We start from the raw sequence: 24618 nt of genomic DNA, 5'->3' as shown, positions 1-24618 counted from the left end.
AGGACGGACGCGCGCGACGAGACGTACGCAAGGCGCCGGATGTGCGGCGCCGGGTCCGGGCCGGGGGCGGGCCGCCGCTGGTGCCCGCGCTCACGGCCGTGCTGCTGGCCTTGGCGCTCGCGGCCCTGCTGCCGGGCGGCGGGCGGGACTCCGGCGACCGGGCACGACCGGGGGCCGGCTGCGTGCCGCACACCGTCGCCGCCTGGTCCGCCGCCGACCGCCTCACCGCCGAGTTCGCCCGCTACGGCGACGACCCCGCCCGCACCGACGACTGGACGGGCGGCGACGGCACCCACTCCCTGCGCCTGCCCGACGGCCGTCTGCTGTGGCTCTTCTCCGACACCTACCTCGGCCCGGTGCACGCCCCGCCCAACCCGGCCAGCGAGTCCCACCCGTGGCGCGACGCCGGCGCCCCGCTGGTACGCAACTCCGCGGTGGTGATGACGGCGGGCGGCCGGCTGACCGCGACCCTGCCCGCCCCGCTCTTCCCCGACCCGGCCCCCGGGCAGTGGCGCTGGCCCGTCGCCGCCCGCGTCGAGCCCCGCTCGCCGGGCGCCGCCGAGCAGGTGGTGCGGGTGGTGCTGTGGACGCGCGAGGCCGGCCGGGCGCCGTGGATCTACGGTGTCCCGCTGGCCACCGAGGTCGCCACGCTGTCGCTGCCGGAACTGCGCGTCGAGAGCATCGCCGTGGTGCGGGACGAGCGCGCGGTGGCCGACCCCTCGCGGCGGGTGCTGTTCGGGACCACGCTGGTCGCGCGGGACGGCTTCAGCTATGTCTTCGGCGGCGACGACGGGCAGGCCGCCGCCCGGCCGGTCTCCTCCGCCTTCGTCGCCCGGGTCCCGGCGGGCTCCCTCGCCGAGGCGGCCGCCTGGGAGTTCTGGACGGGTTCCGGGTGGGCGGCCGGGGCGCGGCCCGCTGCGGTGCTCGGCGACGAGCGGCGCACGGGGGTGGGCAGCGCGTTCTCGGTGGTGCGGCGGGGCGGCACGTATGTGCTGTTCACCATGGCGGCGGGCACCCGCGGGCTGGCCGACGTGACGTCGTACTGGGCCTGCTCCCCCACCGGCCCGTGGCACGGCCCGGCCCGCGTCCTGACCGCGCCGCTCCCGCCGGGCGAGGTCGCCGCGTACAACCCGCAGGCGCATCCGGAACTGGGCGGCGACGACGGACGGCTGGTGCTCAGCTACGACGTCAACTGGCTGCGGACGACGGACGCCTCGGCGCAGCTCAGCGGGAACGCCGGTCTGTACCGGCCGCGGTTCGTGACGCTGCGGCTGCGGCCGGCGGACCGCTGACCGGTCCGGGCTCTTCCTCCGGGTCGCGGGAGCGGCGTCTGGCGATGACCGCGCACACCATCAGCTGCATCTGGTGGAAGAGCATCAGCGGCAGCACGGCCAGCGCGGCCTGAGCGCCGAACAGGACGCTCGCCATGGGCAGCCCGGCGGCGAGGGACTTCTTGGAGCCGGCGAACTGGATGGTGATCCGGTCGGCGCGGCCGAAGCCGAGCGCCCTGGCGCCGTACCAGGTCAGGGCGAGCATCACGGCCAGCAGCACGGCCTCCACCGCGAGCAGTCCGGCGAGCCGGGCGGGGCTGACCTGATGCCAGATGCCCTGGACGACGCCCTCGCTGAACGCGGCGTAGACGACGAGCAGGATGGAGCCGCGGTCGACGTAACCGAGGACCTTCTTGTGGCGGGTGACGAACCCGCCGATCCAGCGGCGCAGCACCTGCCCGGCAAGGAACGGCACGAGCAGCTGGAGCACGATCTTCACCAGCGAGTCGGCGGAGAACCCGCCGGCGGTGCCGCCGAGCAGGGACGCGGCCAGCAGCGGGGTGATGACGATGCCCGCGAGGGAGGAGAAGGAGCCGGCGCAGATCGCGGCGGGCACGTTGCCGCGGGCGATCGAGGTGAAGGCGATGGAGGACTGGATCGTCGACGGGACGAGGGTGAGGAAGAGCAGGCCCTGCCACAGGGAGTGGGTGAGCACCACCGGCACCAGTCCGCGGGCGGCCAGCCCGAGCACCGGGAAGACGACGAAGGTGCAGGCGAGGACGGTGACGTGGAGCCGCCAGTGGCGCAGTCCGTCCAGCGCCTCGCGGGTGGACAGGCGGGCGCCGTAGAGGAAGAAGAGGAACGCGATGGCGGCGGTGGATGCGCCGGAGACCACGTCGGCGGCCGTGCCGCGGGCCGGGAGCAGCGCCGCGAGGCCCACCGTCCCGAGCAGCAGCAGGATGTACGGGTCGATCGGCAGCCGGCTCGGCCGTCGCAGGCGTTTCACGGTGCTCCACACAGTTCGCGGTCAGGGGGTTCGGGGGCAGGGGTCAGGGGGTCAGGGGGTCAGGGGGTCAGGGGGTCAGGGGGTCAGGCAACAAGGTCCGGCCGCCCTCTCCATCGTGCTCCCCGGCCCGCCGATCGGGAATCCGGCATACCACTCTGACTGTCATCGCCGATCGCGATGACGGCGCTATGCTCGCACCGTGTACGACCCCTCTCACCTGCGCACCTTCCTGGCGGTCGCGCAGACGCTGAGCTTCACGCAGGCCGCGCGGCGGCTCGGGCTGCGCCAGTCGACCGTCAGCCAGCATGTGCGGCGGCTGGAGGACGCCACCGGGCGGACGCTGTTCTCCCGCGACACCCACTCCGTGGAGCTGACCGAGGACGGCGAGGCGATGCTCGGCTTCGCCCGGCGCATCCTGGAGGTGCACGAGCAGGCGACCGCGTTCTTCACCGGCACCCGGCTGCGGGGCCGGCTGCGGTTCGGCGCGTCGGAGGACTTCGTGCTGACCCGGCTGCCGGAGATCCTGGAGGGCTTCCGGCACGACCATCCGGAGGTCGACCTGGAGCTGACGGTCGAGCTGTCGGGCACCCTGCACGAACAGCTGGCGGCCGGGAAGCTGGACCTGGTGCTGGCCAAGCGGCGGCCGGAGGACCCGCGCGGCGAGCTGGTCTGGCACGACCGGCTCGTCTGGATCGGCGCCGACCGGCTGCGCCTCGACCCGGAGCGCCCGGTGCCGCTGATCGTCTATCCCCCGCCGGGCATCACCCGGGCGCTGGCGCTGGAGGCGCTGGAGCGGCAGGGGCGCGCCTGGCGGATCGTGTGCACCAGCGGCAGCCTCAACGGGCTGATCGCGGCGGCCCGCGCCGGGCTCGGGGTGATGGCGCACTCCCGGGGGCTGGTCCCGCCGGGCCTGGTCCGCGTCCCCGACAGGTTCGGGCTGCCGGAGCTGGGCCGGGTCGACTTCGTGCTGGTGCACGGCCGGCGGCGTACGCCGGCGCAGGAGGCGGCCGACGCGCTGGCTGCGGCGATCCTCGCGGGCGGGGACCGGCTGCACCGGGGCGGAACCCCGGCCGCGCGGGAGCGGCCGGGCGGAGACCGGGAGTGACGAAATTGCCCGTTCCCGCGCTGAGAGAGGTGACGGTGCGCGCACCGGCGGCCCGGTAAGCGGGTCGTACAGATTCCGTGGAGATTACGGCACCGAAACTTACTCCGCCGTCAGGAATGCGCCCGGCCCCTCCCGATCTACGCGCTTTGTCCCCCGCTGACCAGCGCGAACGTGAGCACCGCTCGCCTTCGACACCCCTCCCGTCCCGACTCCGCGTGAGGTAGCTTTCACCGTCTGTGCGGGGCGCCAGGCGTCACCGGGAACCGTCACGGAGATCGGGGGAGCGGGTTTGCGCGAGTTCACCAACCCTCCGCCGGCCTTGGCGCCCCCCGTGGGCGGTCTGGCCGACGCGGTCTACCGCAACGCCGACGAGGACCCGCACCGCGTCGCGCTGGGCCGCAAGGACGAGACCGGGCGGTGGCGGGACGTGACCGCCGCGGAGTTCCGCGACGAGGTGCTGGCCCTCGCGAAGGGGCTGCTCGCGCAGGGCGTCCGGTTCGGCGACCGGGTCGCGATCATGTCCCGCACCCGCTACGAGTGGACGCTGTTCGACTTCGCGCTGTGGTCGATCGGGGCGCAGGTCGTGCCGGTGTACCCGACCTCGTCGGCCGACCAGTGCTTCTGGATGCTGTACGACGCGGAGGTGACCGCCGCGGTCGTGGAGCACGAGGACCACGCGATGACGATCGCCACCGTCATCGACCGGCTGCCCCGGCTCAAGCAGCTGTGGCAGCTGGACGCGGGCGCGGTGCGCGAGCTGTACGACGCGGGCGCCCACCTGGACGACGAGATGGTGCACCGGCACCGCACCGCGGTCACCCCGGACACGGTCGCGACGGTCATCTACACCTCGGGCACCACCGGCCGCCCCAAGGGCTGTGTGCTCTCGCACGGCAACTTCATGTACGAGGCGGACACGGTCGTCGAGCGCTGGGAGCCGGTGTTCCGCTCCGGCAAGGGCGACGAGGCGGCCACCCTGCTCTTCCTGCCGCTCGCGCACGTGTTCGGCCGGATGGTGCAGGTCGCGGCGGTCCGCGGCCGGGTCCGCTTCGGCCACCAGCCGCAGCTGAACGCCGCCGCCCTGCTGCCCGACCTGGCCGCCTTCAGGCCGACCTTCTTCCTCGCGGTGCCGTACATCTTCGAGAAGGTCTTCCACTCCGCCCGCCGCAAGGCGGAGCTGGAGGGCCGCTCGGGGCCGTTCGAGAAGGCCGTCGACGTCGCCGTCCGGTACGCGGAGGCGCTGGAGGAGAAGGCCTGGGGCACCGGCCCCGGCCCGTCGGCGGGGCTGCGGATGCAGCACCAGTTCTTCGACAAGCTCGTCTACGCCAGGCTGCGCGAGGCCATGGGCGGCAGGGTGCGGCACGCGATGTCCGGCGGCTCGGCGATGGACCGGCGGCTCGGCCTGTTCTTCGCGGGCGCGGGCGTGCGCGTCTACGAGGGGTACGGGCTCACCGAGACCACGGCCGCCGCCACCGCCAACCCGCCCGAGCGCACCCGCTACGGCACGGTCGGGCAGCCCATCCCTGGCGTCACCGTGCACATCGCGGACGACGGCGAGATCTGGCTGCGCGGCCCCAACGTCTTCCAGGGCTATCTGAACAACGCCAAGGCGACCGACGCGGCCCTGCACGACGGCTGGCTGGCCACCGGCGACCTCGGCACCCTGGACGAGGACGGCTACCTCACCATCACCGGCCGCAAGAAGGAGATCCTGGTCACATCCGGCGGCAAGAGCGTTTCACCGGGGCCGCTGGAGGAACGTGTCCGGGACCACCCGCTGGTCGCGCAGTGCGTCGTCGTCGGCAACGACCGCCCGTTCGTCGCCGCGCTGATCACCCTCGACCGGGAAGCCGTGGACCACTGGCTGAAGATGCGCAACAAGCCCCTGCTCACCCCCGCCGAACTCGTGCGCGACGCGGATCTCGAGACGGAGATCCGGCGCGCGGTGGTCGCCGCGAACACCTTGGTGTCGCAGGCCGAGTCGATCCGCACGTTCCGCATCCTCGCCCAGCCGTTCACGGAGGAGCACGGGCTGCTCACCCCGTCGCTGAAGCTGAAGCGCAAGGCCATCGAGAAGGCTTACGCGAACGAGGTGGAGGCGCTGTACGAGACGTGAGACCTGCCGTACCGGACGTAAGACATTCCGGACGCACCTACGGATTCTCCCGTCAGGAATGCGACGCGGCCCGTGATCGTTGACGATGTGAGTACCACCTGACGACAACCGAAGGATCAAGAGCTCGTGAGCAGCAAGGTCCCCCCGATCATCCTCAACAACGGCGTCGAGATGCCCCAGCTGGGCTTCGGCGTCTGGCAGGTGCCGGACGACGAGGCGGAGCAGGCGGTCACCACCGCGCTGGAGGCCGGGTACCGCAGCATCGACACAGCGGCGATCTACGGCAACGAGGAGGGCACCGGCAAGGCGATCGCCTCCTGCGGCATCCCCCGCGAGGAGATCTTCGTCACCACCAAGCTCTGGAACAGCGACCAGGGGTACGACTCCACACTGCGCGCGTTCGACCTCTCGCTGGCCAAGCTCGGCCTGGACTACGTGGATCTGTACCTGATCCACTGGCCGCTGCCGGCCCGGGACACGTACGTCGACACGTACAAGGCGATGGAGAAGCTGCACGCGGACGGCCGGATCAAGGCCATCGGTGTCTCCAACTTCCTGCCGGAGCACCTGGAGCGGCTGATCGGTGAGACCTCGGTCGTCCCGGCGGTCAACCAGATCGAGCTGCACCCGCACCTGCAGCAGCAGGCGGCCCGCGAGTACCACGCGGAGCACGGCATCGCCACCGAGGCCTGGTCGCCGCTCGGCCAGGGCAAGGGCCTGCTCGAGGTGCCGGCGATCGTCGCCATCGCGCGCAAGCACGGCCGCACCCCGGCCCAGGTCGTGCTGCGCTGGCACCTCCAGCTGGGCAACGTGGTCATCCCCAAGTCGGTGACCCCGTCGCGCATCAAGGAGAACATCGACGTCTTCGACTTCACCCTGGACGACGAGGACCTGGCGGCGATCAGCGCCCTGAACGAGGACCGGCGCATCGGCCCGGACCCCGCCGAGTTCGACATGGCCTGACCGCACGGCCTGACCGCACCGCTTGGCCGCACCGCTTGGCCGCACTGCCTGGCCGTACGGACCGACCGCCACGGCACAGCCGTCGTGACCGCGCCCCGGGACCGCAAGGTCCCGGGGCGCCGTCGTGCGGCCGGGGGCCCGCCCAGCGCTGATCGGTCGGTGGACCGGCCGACGGACCGGGCGGCGGACAGGGCGGCGGACAGGGCGGCGGATCCGTCACAGGGACTTGGTCGCCGTGTACACGGTGTGCGCCGCCAGCACGAACACGTCCGGGCGGTGGTGCACGCTCGCCTCGTCGTCGGGGTCGAGCAGCCGGTCGAGGGTGGCGCGGTCGGTCGCGTCGAGGCGGTCGCCGAAGCCGTCCCGCATCCGGGAGAGCGTGGCGGCGACATAGGCGCGGGCCCGTTCGGTGGCCGGGGCGGGCAGGTCCAGCAGGAAGCTGCGGGTGTGCGGGTGGCCGAGGCCCGCGGCGGCGAGCAGCGCCGGCCAGTCCTCCGTCTCGGCGACGCTGCCGGGCAGGTCCGCGCGCATCCGCTCGAACCACTCCTCCTGGAGCGCGTCCAGCCGGGCCTGGAGGCCGGGGCGGCCGAAGCCGAGGTCGCGGGGGAGGAACCGGGCGGGCAGGCCGCCCTCCAGGATGGCGAGGGTGCCGCCCGGTGCGAGCCGGTCGGCGAAGGCGGCGAGCGCGGCGCGCTGGTCGCCGAGGTGGTGCAGGCTGCGGCCCGCCCACAGCAGGTCGGCCGGGTAGTCGAGGTCGCCGAGGACGCCGGGCAGGTCCCCGGCGAGGGTGCCGAACCGGTCGGCGACGCCGAGCCGCTCGGCGCGGGCGCGGGCCCGTTCCAGCAGTGGCTCGGTGGCGTCGACGGCGACCACGCGGGCGCCGGGGAAGGCCTCGGCGAGCAGACAGGAGACGACGCCGGGTCCGCTGCCCGCGTCCACCACCAGGCCCGGGTCGGTCTGCTGCTTGGCCAGCCAGGCCAGGGCCCGCTCGTACAGCGGGGTGAACAGCTCGGCCTGGGCCTCCAGCAGCGGGGCCATCCCGGCCCAGTCGACGTCGCCGTCGCCGTGACCGTGGCCATGATCGTCGCCGTGGTCGTGGTCGTGGCCTTGACCGTGCTGATGCCGGTGGTCGTGCTGATGCCGGTGGTCGTGCTGATGCCGGTGGTCGTGCTCGTGCCGGTGCTCGTCGCGGTGCCCGTCGCGGTGCTCGTGGCCGGGTGCGGGGTCGTGGTGGTCGTGCGGCATGGTGCTCAGCCTCTCCTCCGGGGTGCGGACAGCGTGCGCCGACGCACCGCGAAGGAGCCAGTCGTGTTGCCGCAACGGCAACACGACTGGCCGGATTTCCGGCTCACCGCGGTCGCCGGACGCCGCGGTGGCCCGCACCCGTCAGCTCAGCGGCGGGTAGGCGTTCTGCATCAGCTGCTGGAACTGCGCGGAGAACCAGTGGCCGGAGAGCGGGGCGTTCGGCAGGGCACCGGACATGTTGTTGTTGTTCCGCGGGTTGCCGGTGTACGTGGGGTCGCACATCCGGTCGAAGCCCTTGCCCTCGTCGTTCGGGATCTCCTTGCTGGCGCCGTCGGACTCCCCCGGCGGCTTCATCCAGACGTAGGCGTCGATGCCCGGCTCGGGGTTGGCGCGGGGCCGCTCACCGAGTCCCGCCCCGTCCTGGTTGCACCAGTTGCCGAGGTGGATGCGGCGGTCGTAGCGGCCGCCGTCGACATAGGCGTTGACGTCGGTCGTCGGACCGGGCCCGGCAGGCCGCTTGGTACCGCCCCAGCCGTTGCGGGAGGTGTCGATGAGCATGCCGATCTTCGAGTCGAAGCCGATCGAGACCAGCTTGTCGCGCATCGCCTGGGCGTAGGACAGCTCGTCGGTGTAGCGGTTCCAGTCGACCCACTTGGACTGGCGCACGGACGTCCCGTTCACGGTGTCCGTGATCTTGAAGTGGTCCTCCTTCAGGGCACTGTAGTTGGCGGTGTTGACGATGAAGCCGTGCACGTCGGCGACGGTCGCGCCCTCGGTGGTGGCGGCGGACTTGAACATCTCGGCGGAGGCGCCGAAGTTGTCGTCCCAGCCGAGCCAGCCGTGGTGGCCGGCGTCGACGTAGTTGTAGACGTTCGGGATGTCGCCGAGCTTGTTCAGGGCGTAGCCGACGCCCTTCTGGTAGTTGCCGTTGGCCTTCATCACGTCGCAGTTCGGCGTGGCGGTGGGCCGCGGCGTGACGTTGGTGACGAGGTTGGGCAGCGAGTCGATCTCGACGGTGGTGACGATCCTGAGGTCCTTGTACTTGGGGTCGGCGAGGATCGCGGCGATCGGGTCGATGTACTGCGTCTTGTACTTGTCGATCTCGGTCGGGCCCAGCTCGCCGTTGGAGGCGAGGGCGGCGCAGTCCCGGCCGGGCAGGTTGTAGATGACCAGCTGGACGACCAGCTGGTCGGAGCCCTTCTGCTTCAGCGCCTCGTCGAGGTGGGCGCGCAGGCCCATGCCGCCGTTGACGCCGTTGATCGCGGCGATGCGGTCCAGCCAGACGCCGGTGGGCTGGTTGGCGATGCGGCTGCCGCCCGGCTCGGCGGCGGCCTTCCGCGACCACTCGGGGTTCACGTACACCTTGGCTCCGGCGTACGGGTTGTCGGCCTTGCCCGACGGGTTCGGCGGCGGGTCGGTGGGGCCGCCGGGTCCTCCGCTGCCGTCGTCGACGTTGCAGGTGACGCCGTCCAGGGTGAAGGTGGCGGGGATCGCGTTGGTGCCGCTGTAGGTGCCCTGGAAGCCGAAGTTGACCGAGCCGCCGGTGCCGAGCGGGCCGTTGTAGCTCTCGTTGGCGGCGGTGACGGCACTCCCGCTCTGGGTGACCTTGGCGTTCCAGGCGCTGGTGACCTTCTGGTTGCCGGCGTACGACCACTTCACCGACCAGGCGGACTTGGCGGCGCCGTGGTTGGTGACGGTGACGGAGGCGGTGAAACCGGTGCTCCACTGGTTCTGCACCTTGTAGTCGACGGTGCAGGGGATGGCGGCGGCGCCGGTGTCGTCGGGGATCGCCGCCATGGCGGTGCCGGTCGCACCACCCACGAGCGTGAGTGCGGCCAGCAGTGCGGTTCTCGTGCGGGTACGGCTCATCGGTGGGGTTCCTCTTCGTGCGACTTCTGTGACAGGGCGGCCCGTCCCTCAAGGAGGGCGCGGTGGGGGCGCGGTGGCCGGAGCACGTCAGCGCGAGTGAGCGAGAAGCGGGCGCGGCGGGGGTCCCACGGGAGTGGGCACGGCGGCGCCGGCACGTAAAAGACCTGAACGCGGGGGGTGTCGCATGAGCGACTCCTTGCAGCTGGGACGGGTCCTGACGGCCCGTCGACTGGCGGAATCGCTCCCACTGGTGAGGGTCGAAGGTAGCGCCAAGTGACGGCAAAGAACAGAGGAGTTGCTTGACTTTTCCGCCGGCACGTTCATCGAATCTTTTCGACTCTTCAAGCGTCTTGACCGGAACATGCCCCGTCCTCACTATGGGAGCGCTCCCACTGGTTCAAGCCTTGACATTCCGAGCCGCACAGCCGCAACAGCCGCACCTGTCGCAACTGCCGCAAGGAGGAACCAGCTCATGCCCCCCAGAACCAGACGCCGCACCGCGCGGCGGTTGTGGACCGCCGTGGTGGCGGCCCTCGCGGTACCCCTGTCGATGCTGGCCGCGAACCCGAGCCCCGCGCACGCGGCGGCGCTCCAGTGCAGCGTCGACTACAAGAAGACCAACGACTGGGGTTCCGGCTTCACCGCGGATCTGACGCTCACCAACCGCGGTACCGATCCGATCGACGGCTGGACGCTGACGTACTCCTACAGCGGCAACCAGAAGCTGACGAACGGCTGGAACGGCACCTGGTCGCAGTCCGGCCAGGCGGTCACCGTGAAGAACGCCTCGTACAACGGGCGGATCGCGGCCGGCGCGGCGGTGTCGACCGGCGCCCAGTTCACCTACAGCGGCACCAACACCGCCCCCACCTCCTTCGCGGTGAACGGCACCACGTGTGCCGGTGCCCATCAGCCGCCGATCACCGTGCTGACCAGCCCCAAGCCGGGCGCGGTCTACTCACAGGGCGACCCGGTGCCGCTGGCGGCCACCGCGGCGGCGGCGGACAACGCGAGCGTCACCAAGGTCGAGTTCTACGACGACACCACGCTGCTGGGCACGGACACCACCGCGCCGTACACCTTCTCGGCGACCGGACTGTCCGTGGGCAGCCACTCGCTGGTGGCGAAGGCGTACGACAGCCTGGGCGCCTCGGGGTCCTCGACGCCGGTCGGCATCACGGTCGCCTCGGGCCCCGCCGTGGTGGCCTCGCCGACCCAACTGCCCGTCCAGCAGGGCAAGACGGGCAGCTACGAGGTGCGGCTGTCCACCCAGCCGTCCTCGAACGTCACGGTCACCACCGCCCGAGCCTCCGGCAACACGGGCCTGACGGTGACCGGCGGCGCCTCGCTGACCTTCACCCCGTCGAACTGGAACACCCCGCAGAAGGTGACGATCACCGCCGACTCCTCCGGGACCGGCGCGGCCGTCTTCGAGTCGACGGCGCCCGGCCACGGCAAGGCGTCGGTGACGGTCACCCAGATCGGCGCGACCAAGGAGTACGACGCCCGCTTCCTGGAGCTGTACGGGAAGATCACCAACCCGGCGAACGGCTACTTCTCCCCCGAGGGGATCCCCTACCACTCGGTGGAGACGCTGATCGTCGAGGCGCCGGACCACGGCCACGAGACCACGTCGGAGGCGTACAGCTACCTGCTGTGGCTCCAGGCCATGTACGGCAAGGTGACGGGCGACTGGTCCAAGTTCAACGGCGCCTGGGAGATCATGGAGAAGTACATGATCCCCACCAAGGCCGACCAGCCGACGAACTCGTACTACAACGCCTCCAAGCCGGCGACCTACGCGCCGGAGCTGGACACCCCGAACGAGTACCCGTCCAAGCTGGACACGGGCGTCTCGGTCGGCCCGGACCCGATCGCCGGTGAGCTGAAGTCCGCGTACGGCACGGACGAGATCTACGGCATGCACTGGATCCAGGACGTCGACAACGTCTACGGCTACGGCAACTCGCCCGGCAAGTGCGAGGCGGGCCCCACCGACACCGGCCCGTCGTACATCAACACCTTCCAGCGCGGCCCCCAGGAGTCGGTCTGGGAGACGGTCCCGCAGCCGACCTGCGACGCGTTCAAGTACGGCGGCAAGAACGGCTACCTGGACCTGTTCACCGGTGACTCCTCCTACGCCAAGCAGTGGAAGTTCACCAACGCCCCCGACGCCGACGCGCGCGCGGTGCAGGCCGCCTACTGGGCGGACATCTGGGCCGAGCAGCAGGGCAAGGGCTCGCAGGTCGCGGCCACCGTCGCCAAGGCGGCGAAGATGGGTGACTACCTGCGGTACGCGATGTACGACAAGTACTTCAAGAAGGTGGGCAACTGCGTGGGCCCGGCCACCTGCCCGGCGGGCAGCGGCAAGGACTCCTCGCACTACCTGCTGTCCTGGTACTACGCCTGGGGCGGCGCCGTCGACACCTCGGCGGGCTGGGCCTGGCGCATCGGCTCCTCGCACGCGCACGGCGGCTACCAGAACCCGCTCGCCGCGCACGCCCTGGCCAACTACCCGGACCTGAAGCCGAAGTCGGCGACGGGCCAGGCCGACTGGGCGAAGTCCCTCGACCGGCAGCTGGAGTTCTACCGCTGGCTGCAGTCGGCCGAGGGCGCCATCGCGGGCGGCGCCACCAACAGCTGGGCGGGCCGCTACGCGACCCCGCCGGCCGGCACCCCGACCTTCTACGGCATGTACTACGACGAGAAGCCCGTCTACCACGACCCGCCGTCCAACCAGTGGTTCGGCTTCCAGGCGTGGTCGATGGAGCGGGTCGCCGAGTACTACCAGCAGACGGGCGACGCGGACGCCAAGGTCGTCCTCGACAAGTGGGTGGACTGGGCGCTGTCCAAGACCACCGTCAACCCGGACGGCTCCTTCCGGATCCCGTCCACCCTCCAGTGGTCGGGCAAGCCCGACACCTGGAACCCGTCGAGCCCCGGCACCAACACCGGGCTGCACGTCACCGTCGTCGACTACACCAACGACGTCGGCGTGGCCGCCTCGTACGCCAAGACCCTGACGTACTACGCCGACCGCTCCGGTGACACGGACGCGGCACGGGTGGCGAAGGCCCTGCTGGACGGCATGTGGGAGAACAACCAGGACGCGCTCGGCATCGCCGTCCCGGAGACCCGCACCGACTACAGCCGCTTCAACGAGAAGGTCTACATCCCGAGCGGCTGGACCGGCACCATGCCGAACGGCGACACCATCAACTCCTCCTCGACCTTCGCCTCGATCCGGTCCTTCTACAAGGACGACCCGGCCTGGTCGAAGATCGAGTCCTACCTGGCGGGCGGTGCCGCGCCCACCTTCACGTACCACCGGTTCTGGGCTCAGGTGGACATCGCCACCGCCATGGGTTCGTACGCGGAGCTCCTCGAATAAGTCCCCGCTGAACGCTCCGCGTGCACGGGCCCCGTCACCTGACGGCGGGGCCCCGTCCGGCCGGGCGGTCCCCACCCGCACGGGGGACCGCCCGGCCGTCGTACGTCCCCCTCGCAGCACCCGCAGCCCCTCCCCCGGCTCAAGCAGCAGGAAGGACATCCCCACCGTGCGAAGAACCCGCATCCTCACGGCCGTGCCGGCGCTCCTGGCCGGCCTGCTCGCGGGCGGTCTGCTCGCGGGCGCCCCGCCCGCGCCGGCGGCCGAGCCCGTCGAGCGGGAGGTGTCGATCGCCGCCGACACCTACACCTGGAAGAACGCCCGCATCGACGGCGGCGGCTTCGTCCCCGGCATCGTCTTCAACCGCAAGGAGAAGAACCTCGCCTACGCCCGCACCGACATCGGCGGCGCCTACCGCTGGCAGCAGTCGACGAAGACCTGGACGCCCCTGCTCGACCACGTCGGCTGGGACGACTGGGGCCACACGGGCGTGGTGAGCCTCGCCTCCGACCCCGTGGACCCGGACAAGGTGTACGCGGCCGTCGGCACGTACACCAACGACTGGGACCCGGGCAAGGGAGCCGTGCTGCGCTCCGCGAACCGGGGCGCGAGCTGGCAGAAGACCGACCTGCCGTTCAAGCTGGGCGGCAACATGCCGGGCCGCGGCATGGGCGAGCGCCTCGCCGTCGACCCGAACCGCAACAGCGTGCTGTACCTGGGCGCGCCCAGCGGCAAGGGCCTGTGGCGGTCGACGGACTCGGGGGCCACCTGGTCGCAGGTGACGAGCTTCCCCAACCCCGGCAACTACGCGCAGGACCCGAGCGACACCTCCGGCTACGCCAGCGACAACCAGGGCATCGTCTGGGTCACCTTCGACGAGTCCACCGGCACGTCCGGCAGCGCCACGAAGACCATCTACGTCGGGGTCGCCGACAAGGACAACGCCGTCTACCGCTCGACCGACGCGGGCGCGACCTGGCAGCGGCTGGCCGGGCAGCCGACGGGCTACCTCGCCCACAAGGGCGTCCTGGACACGGCCAAGGGTCATCTGTACCTCGCCTACAGCGACAAGGGCGGGCCGTACGACGGCGGCAAGGGCCGGCTGTACCGGTACACGACGGCGACCGGCACCTGGACGGACATCAGCCCGGTCGCGGAGGCCGACACGTACTTCGGCTTCAGCGGACTGACGGTGGACCGGCAGAAGCCGGGCACCGTGATGGCCACCGCCTACAGCTCCTGGTGGCCGGACACCCAGATCTTCCGCTCCACCGACAGCGGCGCCACCTGGACCAAGGCGTGGGACTACACGTCGTATCCCAACCGCGAGAACCGGTACACGATGGACGTCTCGTCCTCCCCGTGGCTGACCTGGGGCGCCCACCCGTCCCCGCCCGAGCAGACCCCGAAGCTGGGCTGGATGACGGAGGCGCTGGAGATCGACCCGTTCGACTCGAACCGGATGATGTACGGCACCGGCGCCACGGTCTACGGCACCGAGAACCTCACCAACTGGGACACGGGAGCCAAATTCACCATCAAGCCGATGGTGCAGGGCCTGGAGGAGACCGCGGTCCTCGACCTCGCCTCTCCCCCGTCCGGCGCGCCGCTGCTGAGCGCGCTCGGTGACATCGGCGGCTTCCGGCACACGGACCTGACGAAGGTCCCGCCGATGATGTACACCTCCCCCAACTTCACCTCCACCACCAGCCTCGACTTCGCCGAGTCGAACCCGAACACGGTGGTCCGGGCCGGCAACCTCGACTCCGGTCCGCACATCGCGTTCTCCACGGACAACGGCGCGAACTGGTTCGCCGGGACCGACCCGTCCGGGGTGAGCGGCGGCGGGACGGTCGCGGCGGCGGCCGACGGCAGCCGGTTCGTCTGGAGCCCGCAGGGCGCGGGCGTGCACCACACGACCGGCTTCGGCACGTCGTGGAAGGCCTCCACCGGCATCCCCGAGGGCGCGATCGTCGAGTCGGACCGGGTGGACCCGAAGACCTTCTACGGCTTCAAGTCGGGGAAGTTCTACGTCAGCACGGACGGCGGCGCGACCTTCACCGCGTCACCGGCGGCCAACCTGCCGAGCGGCGACAGCGTCCGCTTCAAGGCGCTGCCCGGCGGCAAGGGCGACATCTGGCTGGCGGGCGGCGCGAGCGACGGGGCGTACGGGCTGTGGCACTCCACGGACGGCGGCGCGAGTTTCACCAGGCTGTCGAACGTGCAGGAGGCCGACACCATCGGCTTCGGCAAGGCGGCGCCCGGCGCCTCGTACCAGACGCTCTACACCAGCGCGAAGATCGCCGGGGTGCGCGGCATCTTCCGCTCCACCGACCAGGGCGCGACCTGGACCCGGATCAACGACGACGCCCACCAGTGGGGCTGGACGGGCGCCGCGATCACCGGCGACCCGCGGGTGTACGGGCGGGTGTACGTCGCGACCAACGGGCGCGGCGTGATCTACGGCGACACCTCCGGCACGGGCGGCGGTGGCGGCACGGACCCGACACCGACGCCGACGCCCACGCCGACGCCCACGGGTGCCTGCGCGGTGACGTACAAGGTCACCAACCAGTGGTCGGGCGGCTTCCAGGCGGAGGTGCGGCTCGCCAACACCGGGAGCGGCGCCTGGAACGGCTGGTCGCTGAGCTGGTCCTTCCCCGACGGGCAGACGGTGTCCCAGATGTGGAACGCCGAGCACTCCGCGTCGGGCGGGACGGTGACGGCGCGCAACGTCGGCTGGAACGCGAGCGTGGCCGCGGGCTCGTCGGTGAGCTTCGGCTTCACCGGCACCTCGCCGGGCGCGAACGGGAAACCGGCCGCGTTCAGGCTGGGTGACCTAACCTGCGCGATGAACTGAACCGGGAGGGCGCGCATCGGCAGCGGTGCGCGCCCTCCCTTGCCTCAACTTGCCTTTCAGTCCCGCTGGTTCAGTGGAACTGCCCGGCCTTGTAATCCCCGGCCGGCTGCCGGCCGATGACGTTCAGGCGGTTCGCCGCGTTCATGAAGGAGACCAGGACCGCCAGGGCGGTGAGCTGTTCCTCGTCGTAGTGCTTCGCGGCGCGCTCCCACACCTCGTCGCTGACGCCGGTGGCCCCGTCGGCGATCCGGGTGGCCTCCTCCGCCAGTTCCAGCGCGGCCCGTTCGGCCTCGGTGAACACGCTGGCCTCCCGCCACTCGGCGACCAGGTGGAGCCGCACCGGGGTCTCGCCCGCGGCGGCGGCCTCCTTGGTGTGCATGTCGACGCAGACGGCGCAGCCGTTGATCTGGCTGACCCGCAGCGACACGAGTTCCCGCGTGGCGGCCGGCAGTGCCGAGGCCTTGATCGCCTGGCCCGCGGCCATGAGGTGCTTGAGGGCCTTGCCGGCGGTCGGGTCGGCGAAGTAGTTCAGGCGCGCGTCCATGGGGTGTCCCTTCGTGGTGGCCGGTGGGTCGCACCCATGAGACGGATCGCGCCGGCGCCGTGTGACACGGACGGGTGTGACCCGCGTCGCCCCTCAGGTCCGGGGTGCCTGCGGCTTGCGGAAGGCGCGAAGGGTGAACCACGGGTCGGGGCGCGGCCGGTCCTGGTCGGGGAGGGCGGCCAGGCGTTCGGCGAAGACGTCGGCGCGGGGGTCGCCGGGCGGCAGGGTGACGAACCAGCCGCGGCGCAGGTCGGCGATGGTGCGGCGGGGGCTGCGGCCCTGGCCGCGGCCACGGAATCGCCCACGGCCGGCCGGGACCAGGCCGTGGGCGGCGGCGTGCGCCCCGACGGCCGCGGACTCGTCGGCGGGGCGGGTGCGGGGGCGGTCGGCGAGGACGGCGTCGATGTCGCTGCCGACGTTGTGGGCGGCGGCCTTGTCGACGGTGGTGACCCAGACGCCGCCGGGACGCAGCACGCGCGCGCACTCGGCGACGACGGCGCGCACGCCCGCCGGGTCCGGCAGCAGGTGCAGCAGCCATACGGTGGTCACCGCGTCGAACGTGGCGTCGGGGAAGGGCAGTCGGCGGGCGTCGGCGCGGACCACGGCGCCGGGCAGGCGGGCGGCGGCGCGGTGGATCATCTCGGCGGTGAGGTCGACGCCGGTCACCCGTGACCCGCTGCGGGCAGCGGCCAGGTGCCGGGTGACGATGCCGGTGCCGCAGGCGAGGTCGAGCACGCTGCGCGCGGTGGCGGGGATCAGGCCGAGGACGGCCTCGGCGGCGGCGCGCGCCCGGGGCTCGCCGCCTCGGGAGGCGTCGTAGTGTTCGGCCTCCTTGTCGTAGTCGAGCACCGCCGGCTCAGTCCGCGCCGTGGGCCGGGGCGAGGGCGGACACGCGGCGGGCCAGCTCGATGTCCAGCTCGGTGACCTTGCCGCCGACGCTGTGGGTGTGCACCGAGACGGTCACGTCGTGGTAGCCGAGGGTGAGGTCGGAGTGGTGGTCCAGCTCGTCCTGCACCCGGGCGATGTGCATGACGAGCGCGGCGGCGGCGATGTGTGAGCCGAGCCGGTAGGTGCGGGTGAGCCGGTCCGCGTCGAGGGACCAGCCCGGCAGTTCGGCCAGCCGGTCCTCGATCTCCTGGGGCGACAGCGGTTCGACGGCCATGACCTCGCTCCTTCCGGGGGTCCCCGTCCAGCCTGCCACAGGGACGGGGTTCCGGTCCTGGTCAGAGGGGCCGCCGGGGGGTGGCTGCGGCGGCATTCGGCCGCCGGGTACGGGCCATCGGCATATGCGGCATCGCCCGTGACGCCTCGGCACCACGCGTGTCGTCTCGGCACCACCCGTGACGCCTCGGCGCCGGCCCCGCGCACAGGCACCGGCCCATGCACAGGCGCCGGCCGGGACCACGCAAGCCGCGGCGCGCGCGTCAGCCCGCCTCGCACTCCGCCGCCAGGTCGTCCGCGAGCGCGGCGATGCGCTCGCGGCCCTCCACCTGCCGCACCCACTCCTGCGGCAGCCCCACGTCGCCGAGGCGGGCGCCGAGGAGGTTGCCGCAGACGGAGCCGGTGGAGTCGCTGTCGCCGGAGTGGTTGACGGCGAGCAGCAGGGCGTGGGCGGGCCGGTGCGGTTCGGCGAGCGCGGCGTAGACGCCGAGGGCGAGGGCTTCCTCGGCTATCCAGCCGGCGCCCAGCTTCTCCAGCCGGTCCGCGCTGGGGGTGCCCTCGGCTGCCGCGTCGAGGGCCCTCCCCAGGGCCGCGGTGGTCTCCTCGTGGCCGGGCCGGCCGGCGAGCAGCCGCAGGGTGCGCAGGACGGCACCCTCCAGGGAGTCCCCGGTGATCAGGTACGCGATGATCGCGGCGAGCGCGCCGGCCGCGAGGTACCCGGTGGGGTGGCCGTGGGTGAGCCGGGCGCAGCGGGCGGCGAGGTCGAAGGCGCGGTCGGCGGGGGCGCCGGTGAGCCCGAAGGGCGCGGAGCGCATCACGCCGCCGCAGCCCTTGGAGTTGGGGTTGACGGGCCCGAAGCCGCCGAGCGGGGCGCCTTGGTCGGGGACGTAGGGCTGGTGGAGGCCGGACAGGCAGGCGTTGCCGGGGGCGCGGCGGGCGTACAGCCAGGGCTCGGCGAGCAGCGGCCGGTCGTTGCCCGTGTACGCGGCGTAGGGGCCCTCGGGGCCGGGCCGTTCCTGGGTGACGAGCCAGCGCTGGTAGGCCTCGTACATCAGCTGGTGGGCGGCGCCGCCGATGCCCTTCTCGCGTTCGCGGCGGCGGGCGACGAGGATGCCCTCGACGGTGAACAGGGTCATCTGGGTGTCGTCGCTGATCCGGCCGGCCACGCCGCCGGCGTCGGCGACGAGGGTGGTGACGCCGCGCGGTCCGTGGGCGGCGCGGATCGCGTCGAGGGAGCTGAACTCGACCGGGTAGCCGAGGGCGTCGCCGAGCGCCCCGCCGAGCAGACAGCCGCGCACCCGTGACCGGTACACCGCCCGTGCCTGCTGGTCTCCTTGCTGCGACAGCTCGTTCACGCGGTGCCTCCTCGACTACGGTCGTACGCATGAGCATTGTCACGCCCGGACCGTCCGCGCCGGTCGCCGCCCCCGCCGAGCAGGGCGTCGGCCCGCTGCTGCGGGCCTGGCGGGAGCGGCGGCGGATCAGTCAGCTGGAGCTGGCGCTGCGCGCCGGCTCGTCCGCCCGGCACATCAGCTTCGTCGAGACGGGCCGCTCCCGGCCGAGCGAGGAGATGGTGCTGCGGCTGGCGGAGCATCTGGAGGTGCCGGTGCGGGAGCGCAACGCGCTGCTGCTGGCGGCCGGTTACGCCCCGCGCTATCCGGAGACCCCGCTGGACGATCCGTCGATGGGCGCGCTGCGGGCGGGCATGGAGCGGCTGATCCGCGGCTACGAGCCGTATCCGGCGCTGGTGGTGGACGCGAGGTACGACGTGGTGGCCGCGAACCGGGGCATCGCCATGCTGCTGGAGGGAGTGCCCGAGGAGCTGCTGGTGCCGCCGCTGAACGCGATGCGGCTGACGCTGCACCCGCGGGGGCTGGCGCCGCGGATCCGCAATCTGCGCGAGTGGCGGGGGCATCTGCTGGCGCAGATGGAGCGGCAGATCGCGCTGCACCGCTCGGCGCCGCTGCGCGCCCTGTACGAGGAGGTGGCGGCGTACCCGGTGCCGCGGACCGCGCCGGACGCCGAACCGGAGGAGCCGGTCCCGTACTTCGCGCTGCCGATGCAGGTCGAGTACGAGGGCCGGATCCTGTCGTTCATCTCGTCGATCTCCACGTTCAACACGCCGATGGACGTGACCGTCGCCGAGCTGGCCATCGAGACGTTCCTCCCGGCCGACCCGGCAACGGCGAAGCACCTTCAGGAGCTGATGTCCTGACGGGCCTTCAGCGACATGTGCTGGAGGCCGGCGAATCCGGCGACGGTGAGCGCCTGGAGCACCGTCCACCCCGCGCCGGCGGTACTCGGGGTCAGCCACAGCGCGAGGGCGAGCAGACTGAGCGCCGCCCAGGCGAGGTTGGCCTCCACGACCAGGCGCACGGGCAGGGCCGCGGGGTGCGGGCGGGCGGCCAGCAGGCCAACCCCGGCGGCGAACGCGGCGAGGAACGCGCCGAGGATCAGCAGCAGGGTCGCGTCGACGTCGAACAGGTCGCCGAGCGGGCCGGAGGCGGCGAGGTAGGCGACGCCGTTGGCGCCGGTAACGACCGCGTCGAGGGCGAGGAAGCGCCGGAGCATGGTGCGCGGGTCGGAGGTGCGGGCGAGGGCGGCGAGCTGGGTGGCGGACATGGCGGATCATCCTCCGGCGAGGTCGTCGGTGCGGGGACCCGGGTGAACGGGGCGGAGTGCGCCGCCCCGTTCACCCGGTACGCCAACCATCCCGCGGGGCGTGGTCCCGGTCGATTACCCGCGAGGTAAGGGGGCGGTGGGGGGCAGTGGCCGCCTGTCCCGGATGCCGGGCACCGCACGCCGAACCCGTGAGAGTGCGCCGGGAACATGACACACTGCTGGCGGACTTCCGGCGCGTAGGGGAGGCGTGGCGTGAGTGAGCGGCGGCCGGCGCCCACCGTGGGCCAGGTGGTGCTCGGCAAACGGTTGCAGGAGCTGCGGGAGGCGGCCGGACTGAGCCGCGAGGACGCCGCGCGGGTGCTGCGGGTGGCCCCGGCGACGGTGCGCCGGATGGAGACCGCCGAGGTCGCGCTGAAGATCCCGTACGTGCAGCTGCTGCTCGACGCGTACGGGGTGCCGGAGGACGACGCCGCCGCGTTCGTCACCCTGGCCGAGGAGGCCAACCAGCCGGGCTGGTGGCAGCGGTTCCACGATGTGCTGCCGGACTGGTTCAGCCTGTTCGTGTCCCTGGAGGGGGCGGCCCGGCTGATCCGCTCCTACGAGCCGCACTTCGTGCCCGGCCTGCTGCAGACCGAGGAGTACGCGCGGGCCGTGCTGGAGGCGGGGACGATCGGGCAGACGGACCGGCCGTCGCTGGAGCGGCACGTGTCGCTGCGGATGGCCCGCCAGGAGCTGCTGCGCCGCCCGAACCCGCCCCACCTGTGGGTGATCATGGACGAGACGGCGCTGCGGCGCCCGGTGTCCACCCGGCCCGAGGTGATGCGCGGCCAGCTGGACCGGCTGCTGGAGGCCGTCGAGAGCGACCGGATCACCCTCCAGGTCGCGGAGTTCACCGCCGGCCCGCATCCGGGGACGTACGCGCCGTTCGCGCTGTTCCGGTTCGCCGAGCCGGAGCTGCCGGACATGGTGTTCACCGAGTATCTGACGGGCGCGCTGTATCTGGACTCCCGTGCGGAGGTCTCGGCGCACCTGGAGGTGCTGGACCACATGACCGCGCACGCCGCGTCGGCGCGGCGTACGAAGAAGATCCTTCAGGAGTGCCGTGGGGATTACTGAGCAGGACGAGCGAAACGCCCGCATCGACACCGGCCGGCCGCATCCGGCGCGGGTGTACGACTGGTGGCTGGGCGGCAAGGACAACTACCCGGTGGACGAGGAGCTGGCCCGCCGGATCCTCGCCGTGGACGGCACGGTGGTGCGCGGGGCGCGCGCCAACCGGCGGTTCATGCACCGCGCGGTGCGCACGGTCGCGGAGGCGGGGATCCGCCAGTTCCTGGACATCGGCACGGGCATCCCCACCGAGCCGAACCTGCACCAGGTGGCGCAGGCGACCGCCCCGGAGAGCCGGGTGGTGTACGCGGACAACGACCCGATCGTGCTGCGGCACGCCGAGGCGCTGCTGTACGGCTCGCCCGAGGGCCGCACCGCGTATGTGCACGCCGACGTGCGGGACGTGGACGCCCTGCTGGAGCGGGCCGCCGAGACCCTGGACCTGACCAGGCCGGTGGCGCTGTCGCTGGTGGCGCTCACCCACTACCTGGACGCCGACCCGTCCGGCGACGACGTGTACGGGCTGGTCGCGCGGTACGTCGACGCGCTCGCGCCGGGCAGTTACCTGATCCTGTCGCAGGTCACCCCGGATCTGAACCCGGAGGCGATCGGGAAGGCAGCCGAGAACTTCCGCCGCACCGGCACGCCCTTCCACCCCCGCTCGCTGGCCGAGTTCGCGCGGTTCTTCGACGGTCTGGAGCTGCTGGGTCCGGGGCTGATCCCGGTGCACGGCTGGCGTCCGGAGGCGGAGGACGTGGCGGCGCAGGCGGAGGGCATCGTGCCGGTGTACGCGGGGGTGGCCCGCAAGCCCTGACGTCACCGGTACGGCCCCCGCGGGCGGGCGCGTCCCCTGCCCGCCCAGTGCGGGGTGCCCGCGGAGCCGCGTCGTCCGTCCGGAGGGCGGGGCGGCGCGGGATGCCGCTGGTGCGTCTCGGAGACGTCTACCGCGCGCAGGGGCTGGAGTTCAGCGGTGAGGAGCTGCCGAGCTTTCTGCCGACGGTGTCCACCGGAGAGAGGTGAGGAGAGAGTCGTGAGGGGCAAGGCAAACGACGACCCCCACCCCTTGCCACTCTCAACCTATAGCGCACCCGGGGGCTTGCCGCAAGGCCCCCTCCGTCCCGCACAATCGCTGGCCTCGGCCGGAACCTGCGGGAATGGGAGCTTCACGAAATGCGTACCTCTTTGTCGACGTCCTCGAGCGCGTTCGACCTTCCCGAGCGTCTGGCCGCGAAGGCCGACCCCGCGCTGATCGCCCGCGACGAGCGGCATTTCGCGGCCGTCGCGGCGGCCCTGGAGCAGGCGATCGCCGAAGTGTCCGGCCGTCTCGACGAGGTGCGCCGGTCGCCCGGCGGGCTGGGCCGGCAGGCGCTGGACCGGGACGTGGAGATCCACCGGCTGACGGGCCGCCTGCGCGCCCTGCGCCGGTTCGGACTGGACCTGTGCCTCGGGCACATCGTCCGCGCGGACGACCCCGAGCCGGTCTACATCGGGCGGCTCGGCCTCACCGACCCGGCCGGGCGCCGGCTGCTGGTCGACTGGCGTTCCCCCGCCGCCGAGCCGTTCTTCGCGGCGACCCACGCCGACCCGATGGGCCTGGTCAGCCGCCGCCGGTACCGCTGGACCGGCGGCCGGGTCAGCGACTACTGGGACGAGGTGTTCGCCGCCGACGGGCTGGAGGGGCACGCCGCGCTCGACGACCAGTCCGCGTTCATCGCCTCCCTCGGCGCCAGTCGCTCGGCCCGGATGCGGGACGTGCTCGCCACCATCCAGGCCGACCAGGACGCCGTCATCCGGGCGGGCTCCCGTGGGGCGCTGGTGGTCGACGGCGGGCCGGGCACGGGCAAGACCGTCGTCGCCCTGCACCGCTCCGCCTACCTGCTGTACTCCGACCCGCGCCTCGGACACCGCCGCGGCGGGGTCCTGTTCGTCGGCCCGCACCAGCCCTATCTGGCGTACGTCGCCGACGTGCTGCCCAGCCTCGGCGAGGAGGGCGTGCGGACCTGCACGCTGCGCGACCTCGTCGCCGAGGGCGCCACGGCGGGGGTGGAGAGCGATCCGGAGGTGGCCCGGCTGAAGGCGTCCGCGGACATGGTGCGGGCGATCGAGAAGGCCGTCCGGTTCTACGAGGAGCCGCCCGGCGAGGCGATGACCGTCACCACCGACTGGGGCGAGGTCCGGGTGAGCGCGGACGACTGGGCGGACGCGTTCGACGCGCCCGCGCCCGGCACCCCGCACAACGAGGCTCGCGAGCAGATCTGGGACGAGCTGGCCGCGATCCTGCTGGACAGGCTCGGCGCCGACGTGGAGCCCGGCGTGTTCCGCGCCGCGCTGCTGCGCGACCGGGAGCTGGTCGCCGCCCTGCACGGGGCGTGGCCGCTGATCGAGGCGGCCGACCTGGTCGGCGACCTGTGGTCGGTCCCCGCCTATCTGCGGCTGTGCGCTCCCTGGCTCGGCCGCGAGGAGGTGCGCAGGCTGCAACGCGCCGAGCCGCACGCCTGGACGGTGTCCGACCTGCCGCTGCTGGACGCGGCGCGGCAGCGGCTCGGGGACCCGGCGGCGGCCCGGCACCGGCGCCGGGAGGAGGCCGCCCTGGCCGCCCAGCGGGAACGGATGACGCAGGTCGTGGACAACCTGATCGAGGCCGCGTCCGCGTCCGGCGCCGACGGTGACGACGGGGAGGGCCTGGTGACCATGTTGCGGGGTGAGGACGCCCGGCTCAGCCTGGTCGACGAGTCGGAGCTGCCCGCCGCCGCGCGCGACCCGCTGTCCGGGCCGTTCGCGCACGTCGTCGTGGACGAGGCGCAGGAACTGACCGACGCGGAGTGGCAGATGCTGCTGGCGCGCTGTCCGTCCAGGAGCTTCACCGTCGTCGGGGACCGCGCCCAGGCCCGGCACGGGTTCACCGAGTCGTGGCGTGAGCGGCTCGAACGGGTCGGGTTCGACCGGATCGAGACGGCCTCGCTCGGCATCAACTACCGCACGCCGCGGGAGGTGATGACGGAGGCCGAGCGGGTGATCCGGGCCGCGCTCCCGGACGCGAACGTGCCGGTGTCGGTGCGCGGCAGTGGTGTCCCCGTCGTCCACGGGTCCGTCGCCGAGCTGGAGGCGGTCGTCGCCACGTGGCTGGCGGAGCACGCCGAGGGCACCGCCTGTGTCATCGGCGCTCCCGCGTTCCGGGAGCGGCCCCGCGTGCGGTCGCTGACCCCTCAGCTGTCGAAGGGGCTGGAGTTCGACCTGGTGGTGCTGGTCGAACCGGAGGCCTTCGGCGCGGGTGTCACCGGGGCGGTCGACCGCTATGTGGCGATGACGCGCGCGACGGGGCGGCTCGTCGTCCTGACCGGCTGACCGGCTCCCGGTG

General features: G+C 72.6%; 18 protein-coding genes. 10 read left to right on the top strand and 8 right to left on the bottom strand.

The features are described 5' to 3' along the window. The first annotated feature begins 41 nt into the window (after positions 1-41). Complete coding sequence (locus AB0K92_RS14260; RefSeq protein WP_365922714.1) at positions 42-1292, top strand: hypothetical protein; 1251 nt, start codon at positions 42-44, stop codon at positions 1290-1292. Here AB0K92_RS14260 and AB0K92_RS14255 read toward each other — a convergent pair. Next, positions 1225-2277: a bile acid:sodium symporter family protein gene (locus AB0K92_RS14255; protein ID WP_365922593.1), complete on the bottom strand. Its 1053-nt coding sequence runs from the start codon at positions 2275-2277 to the stop codon at positions 1225-1227. The two genes, AB0K92_RS14260 and AB0K92_RS14255, sit on opposite strands and share 68 nt — an antisense overlap. A 199-nt stretch (positions 2278-2476) precedes the next feature. Here AB0K92_RS14255 and AB0K92_RS14250 point away from each other — a divergent pair, with 199 nt between their 5' ends. The 3 genes from AB0K92_RS14250 (at position 2477) to AB0K92_RS14240 (ending at position 6461) form a co-directional block, all read left to right on the top strand. After that, the gene (locus AB0K92_RS14250) at positions 2477-3382 is read left to right on the top strand and encodes a LysR substrate-binding domain-containing protein (protein ID WP_365922591.1); all 906 of its coding nucleotides are present in this window, start codon (positions 2477-2479) and stop codon (positions 3380-3382) included. A gap of 289 nt (positions 3383-3671) precedes the next feature. Next, the gene (locus AB0K92_RS14245; protein ID WP_365922589.1) at positions 3672-5498 is read left to right on the top strand and encodes an AMP-dependent synthetase/ligase; all 1827 of its coding nucleotides are present in this window, start codon (positions 3672-3674) and stop codon (positions 5496-5498) included. Positions 5499-5624: 126 nt separating this feature from the next. Continuing rightward, complete coding sequence (locus AB0K92_RS14240; protein WP_365922587.1) at positions 5625-6461, top strand: aldo/keto reductase; 837 nt, start codon at positions 5625-5627, stop codon at positions 6459-6461. 216 nt (positions 6462-6677) lie between these two features. Here the strand turns inward: AB0K92_RS14240 and AB0K92_RS14235 are convergent, their stop codons facing one another. Together AB0K92_RS14235 and AB0K92_RS14230 are read right to left on the bottom strand one after the other, a co-directional pair. Continuing rightward, complete coding sequence (locus AB0K92_RS14235) at positions 6678-7499, bottom strand: methyltransferase domain-containing protein (protein ID WP_365922712.1); 822 nt, start codon at positions 7497-7499, stop codon at positions 6678-6680. Positions 7500-7847: 348 nt separating this feature from the next. Then, the gene (locus tag AB0K92_RS14230) at positions 7848-9575 is read right to left on the bottom strand and encodes a glycoside hydrolase family 6 protein (protein ID WP_365922585.1); all 1728 of its coding nucleotides are present in this window, start codon (positions 9573-9575) and stop codon (positions 7848-7850) included. Between the two features lie 472 nt (positions 9576-10047). Between AB0K92_RS14230 and AB0K92_RS14225 the strand changes: the two genes are divergently transcribed. Together AB0K92_RS14225 and AB0K92_RS14220 are read left to right on the top strand one after the other, a co-directional pair. Further along, positions 10048-12966, top strand: a complete 2919-nt coding sequence (locus AB0K92_RS14225) for a glycoside hydrolase family 48 protein (protein ID WP_365922583.1) — start codon at positions 10048-10050, stop codon at positions 12964-12966. 166 nt (positions 12967-13132) lie between these two features. Further along, entirely contained in the window at positions 13133-15823 is a 2691-nt protein-coding gene (locus AB0K92_RS14220; RefSeq protein WP_365922581.1) for a cellulose binding domain-containing protein, read from the top strand. A 70-nt stretch (positions 15824-15893) separates the two neighbouring features. Here the strand turns inward: AB0K92_RS14220 and AB0K92_RS14215 are convergent, their stop codons facing one another. From AB0K92_RS14215 to AB0K92_RS14200, 4 genes are all read right to left on the bottom strand, one after another. Beyond that, the gene (locus tag AB0K92_RS14215; RefSeq protein WP_365922579.1) at positions 15894-16367 is read right to left on the bottom strand and encodes a carboxymuconolactone decarboxylase family protein; all 474 of its coding nucleotides are present in this window, start codon (positions 16365-16367) and stop codon (positions 15894-15896) included. Between the two features lie 93 nt (positions 16368-16460). After that, positions 16461-17216 (bottom strand): class I SAM-dependent methyltransferase, encoded by a 756-nt coding sequence (locus AB0K92_RS14210; RefSeq protein ID WP_365922577.1) that lies wholly within the window; start codon positions 17214-17216, stop codon positions 16461-16463. Between the two features lie 7 nt (positions 17217-17223). Then, complete coding sequence (locus AB0K92_RS14205) at positions 17224-17529, bottom strand: 4a-hydroxytetrahydrobiopterin dehydratase (RefSeq protein WP_365922575.1); 306 nt, start codon at positions 17527-17529, stop codon at positions 17224-17226. A 262-nt stretch (positions 17530-17791) separates the two neighbouring features. Beyond that, positions 17792-18883, bottom strand: a complete 1092-nt coding sequence (locus AB0K92_RS14200) for an ADP-ribosylglycohydrolase family protein (RefSeq protein ID WP_365922573.1) — start codon at positions 18881-18883, stop codon at positions 17792-17794. A 29-nt stretch (positions 18884-18912) separates the two neighbouring features. Here AB0K92_RS14200 and AB0K92_RS14195 point away from each other — a divergent pair, with 29 nt between their 5' ends. Then, positions 18913-19743: a helix-turn-helix transcriptional regulator gene (locus AB0K92_RS14195; protein ID WP_365922571.1), complete on the top strand. Its 831-nt coding sequence runs from the start codon at positions 18913-18915 to the stop codon at positions 19741-19743. Here AB0K92_RS14195 and AB0K92_RS14190 read toward each other — a convergent pair. Continuing rightward, a complete protein-coding gene (locus tag AB0K92_RS14190; protein WP_365922569.1) occupies positions 19725-20150 on the bottom strand; it encodes a hypothetical protein in 426 nt (141 codons plus the stop codon). The genes AB0K92_RS14195 and AB0K92_RS14190 overlap by 19 nt on opposite strands. 252 nt (positions 20151-20402) lie before the next feature. Here AB0K92_RS14190 and AB0K92_RS14185 point away from each other — a divergent pair, with 252 nt between their 5' ends. The 3 genes from AB0K92_RS14185 to helR all read left to right on the top strand — a co-directional run bounded on the left by AB0K92_RS14185 (position 20403) and on the right by helR (position 24605). Then, positions 20403-21266 (top strand): helix-turn-helix transcriptional regulator, encoded by an 864-nt coding sequence (locus AB0K92_RS14185; protein WP_365922567.1) that lies wholly within the window; start codon positions 20403-20405, stop codon positions 21264-21266. Continuing rightward, positions 21253-22074 (top strand): SAM-dependent methyltransferase, encoded by an 822-nt coding sequence (locus AB0K92_RS14180; RefSeq protein ID WP_365922565.1) that lies wholly within the window; start codon positions 21253-21255, stop codon positions 22072-22074. Before AB0K92_RS14185 ends, AB0K92_RS14180 begins: the two co-directional genes overlap by 14 nt. 356 nt (positions 22075-22430) lie before the next feature. Beyond that, positions 22431-24605 (top strand): RNA polymerase recycling motor ATPase HelR, encoded by a 2175-nt coding sequence (helR, locus tag AB0K92_RS14175; protein ID WP_365922563.1) that lies wholly within the window; start codon positions 22431-22433, stop codon positions 24603-24605. Positions 24606-24618: the final 13 nt, after the last annotated feature.

Source organism: Streptomyces sp. NPDC052687, from assembly GCF_040678395.1.
GTDB lineage: Bacteria > Actinomycetota > Actinomycetes > Streptomycetales > Streptomycetaceae > Streptomyces.
This window is presented reverse-complemented; position numbering and strand designations above follow the sequence as displayed.

Excerpts from the sequence above, each read along its gene's own strand:
- AB0K92_RS14190 (WP_365922569.1), bottom strand. The coding sequence starts at position 20,150 with ATGTCCGCCACCCAGCTCGCCGCCCTCGCCCGCACCTCCGACCCGCGC.
- AB0K92_RS14235 (WP_365922712.1), bottom strand. The coding sequence starts at position 7,499 with ATGGCCCCGCTGCTGGAGGCCCAGGCCGAGCTGTTCACCCCGCTGTAC.
- AB0K92_RS14225 (WP_365922583.1), top strand. The coding sequence starts at position 10,048 with ATGCCCCCCAGAACCAGACGCCGCACCGCGCGGCGGTTGTGGACCGCC.
- helR (WP_365922563.1), top strand. The coding sequence starts at position 22,431 with ATGCGTACCTCTTTGTCGACGTCCTCGAGCGCGTTCGACCTTCCCGAG.
- AB0K92_RS14230 (WP_365922585.1), bottom strand. The coding sequence starts at position 9,575 with ATGAGCCGTACCCGCACGAGAACCGCACTGCTGGCCGCACTCACGCTC.
- AB0K92_RS14215 (WP_365922579.1), bottom strand. The coding sequence starts at position 16,367 with ATGGACGCGCGCCTGAACTACTTCGCCGACCCGACCGCCGGCAAGGCC.
- AB0K92_RS14195 (WP_365922571.1), top strand. The coding sequence starts at position 18,913 with ATGAGCATTGTCACGCCCGGACCGTCCGCGCCGGTCGCCGCCCCCGCC.
- AB0K92_RS14205 (WP_365922575.1), bottom strand. The coding sequence starts at position 17,529 with ATGGCCGTCGAACCGCTGTCGCCCCAGGAGATCGAGGACCGGCTGGCC.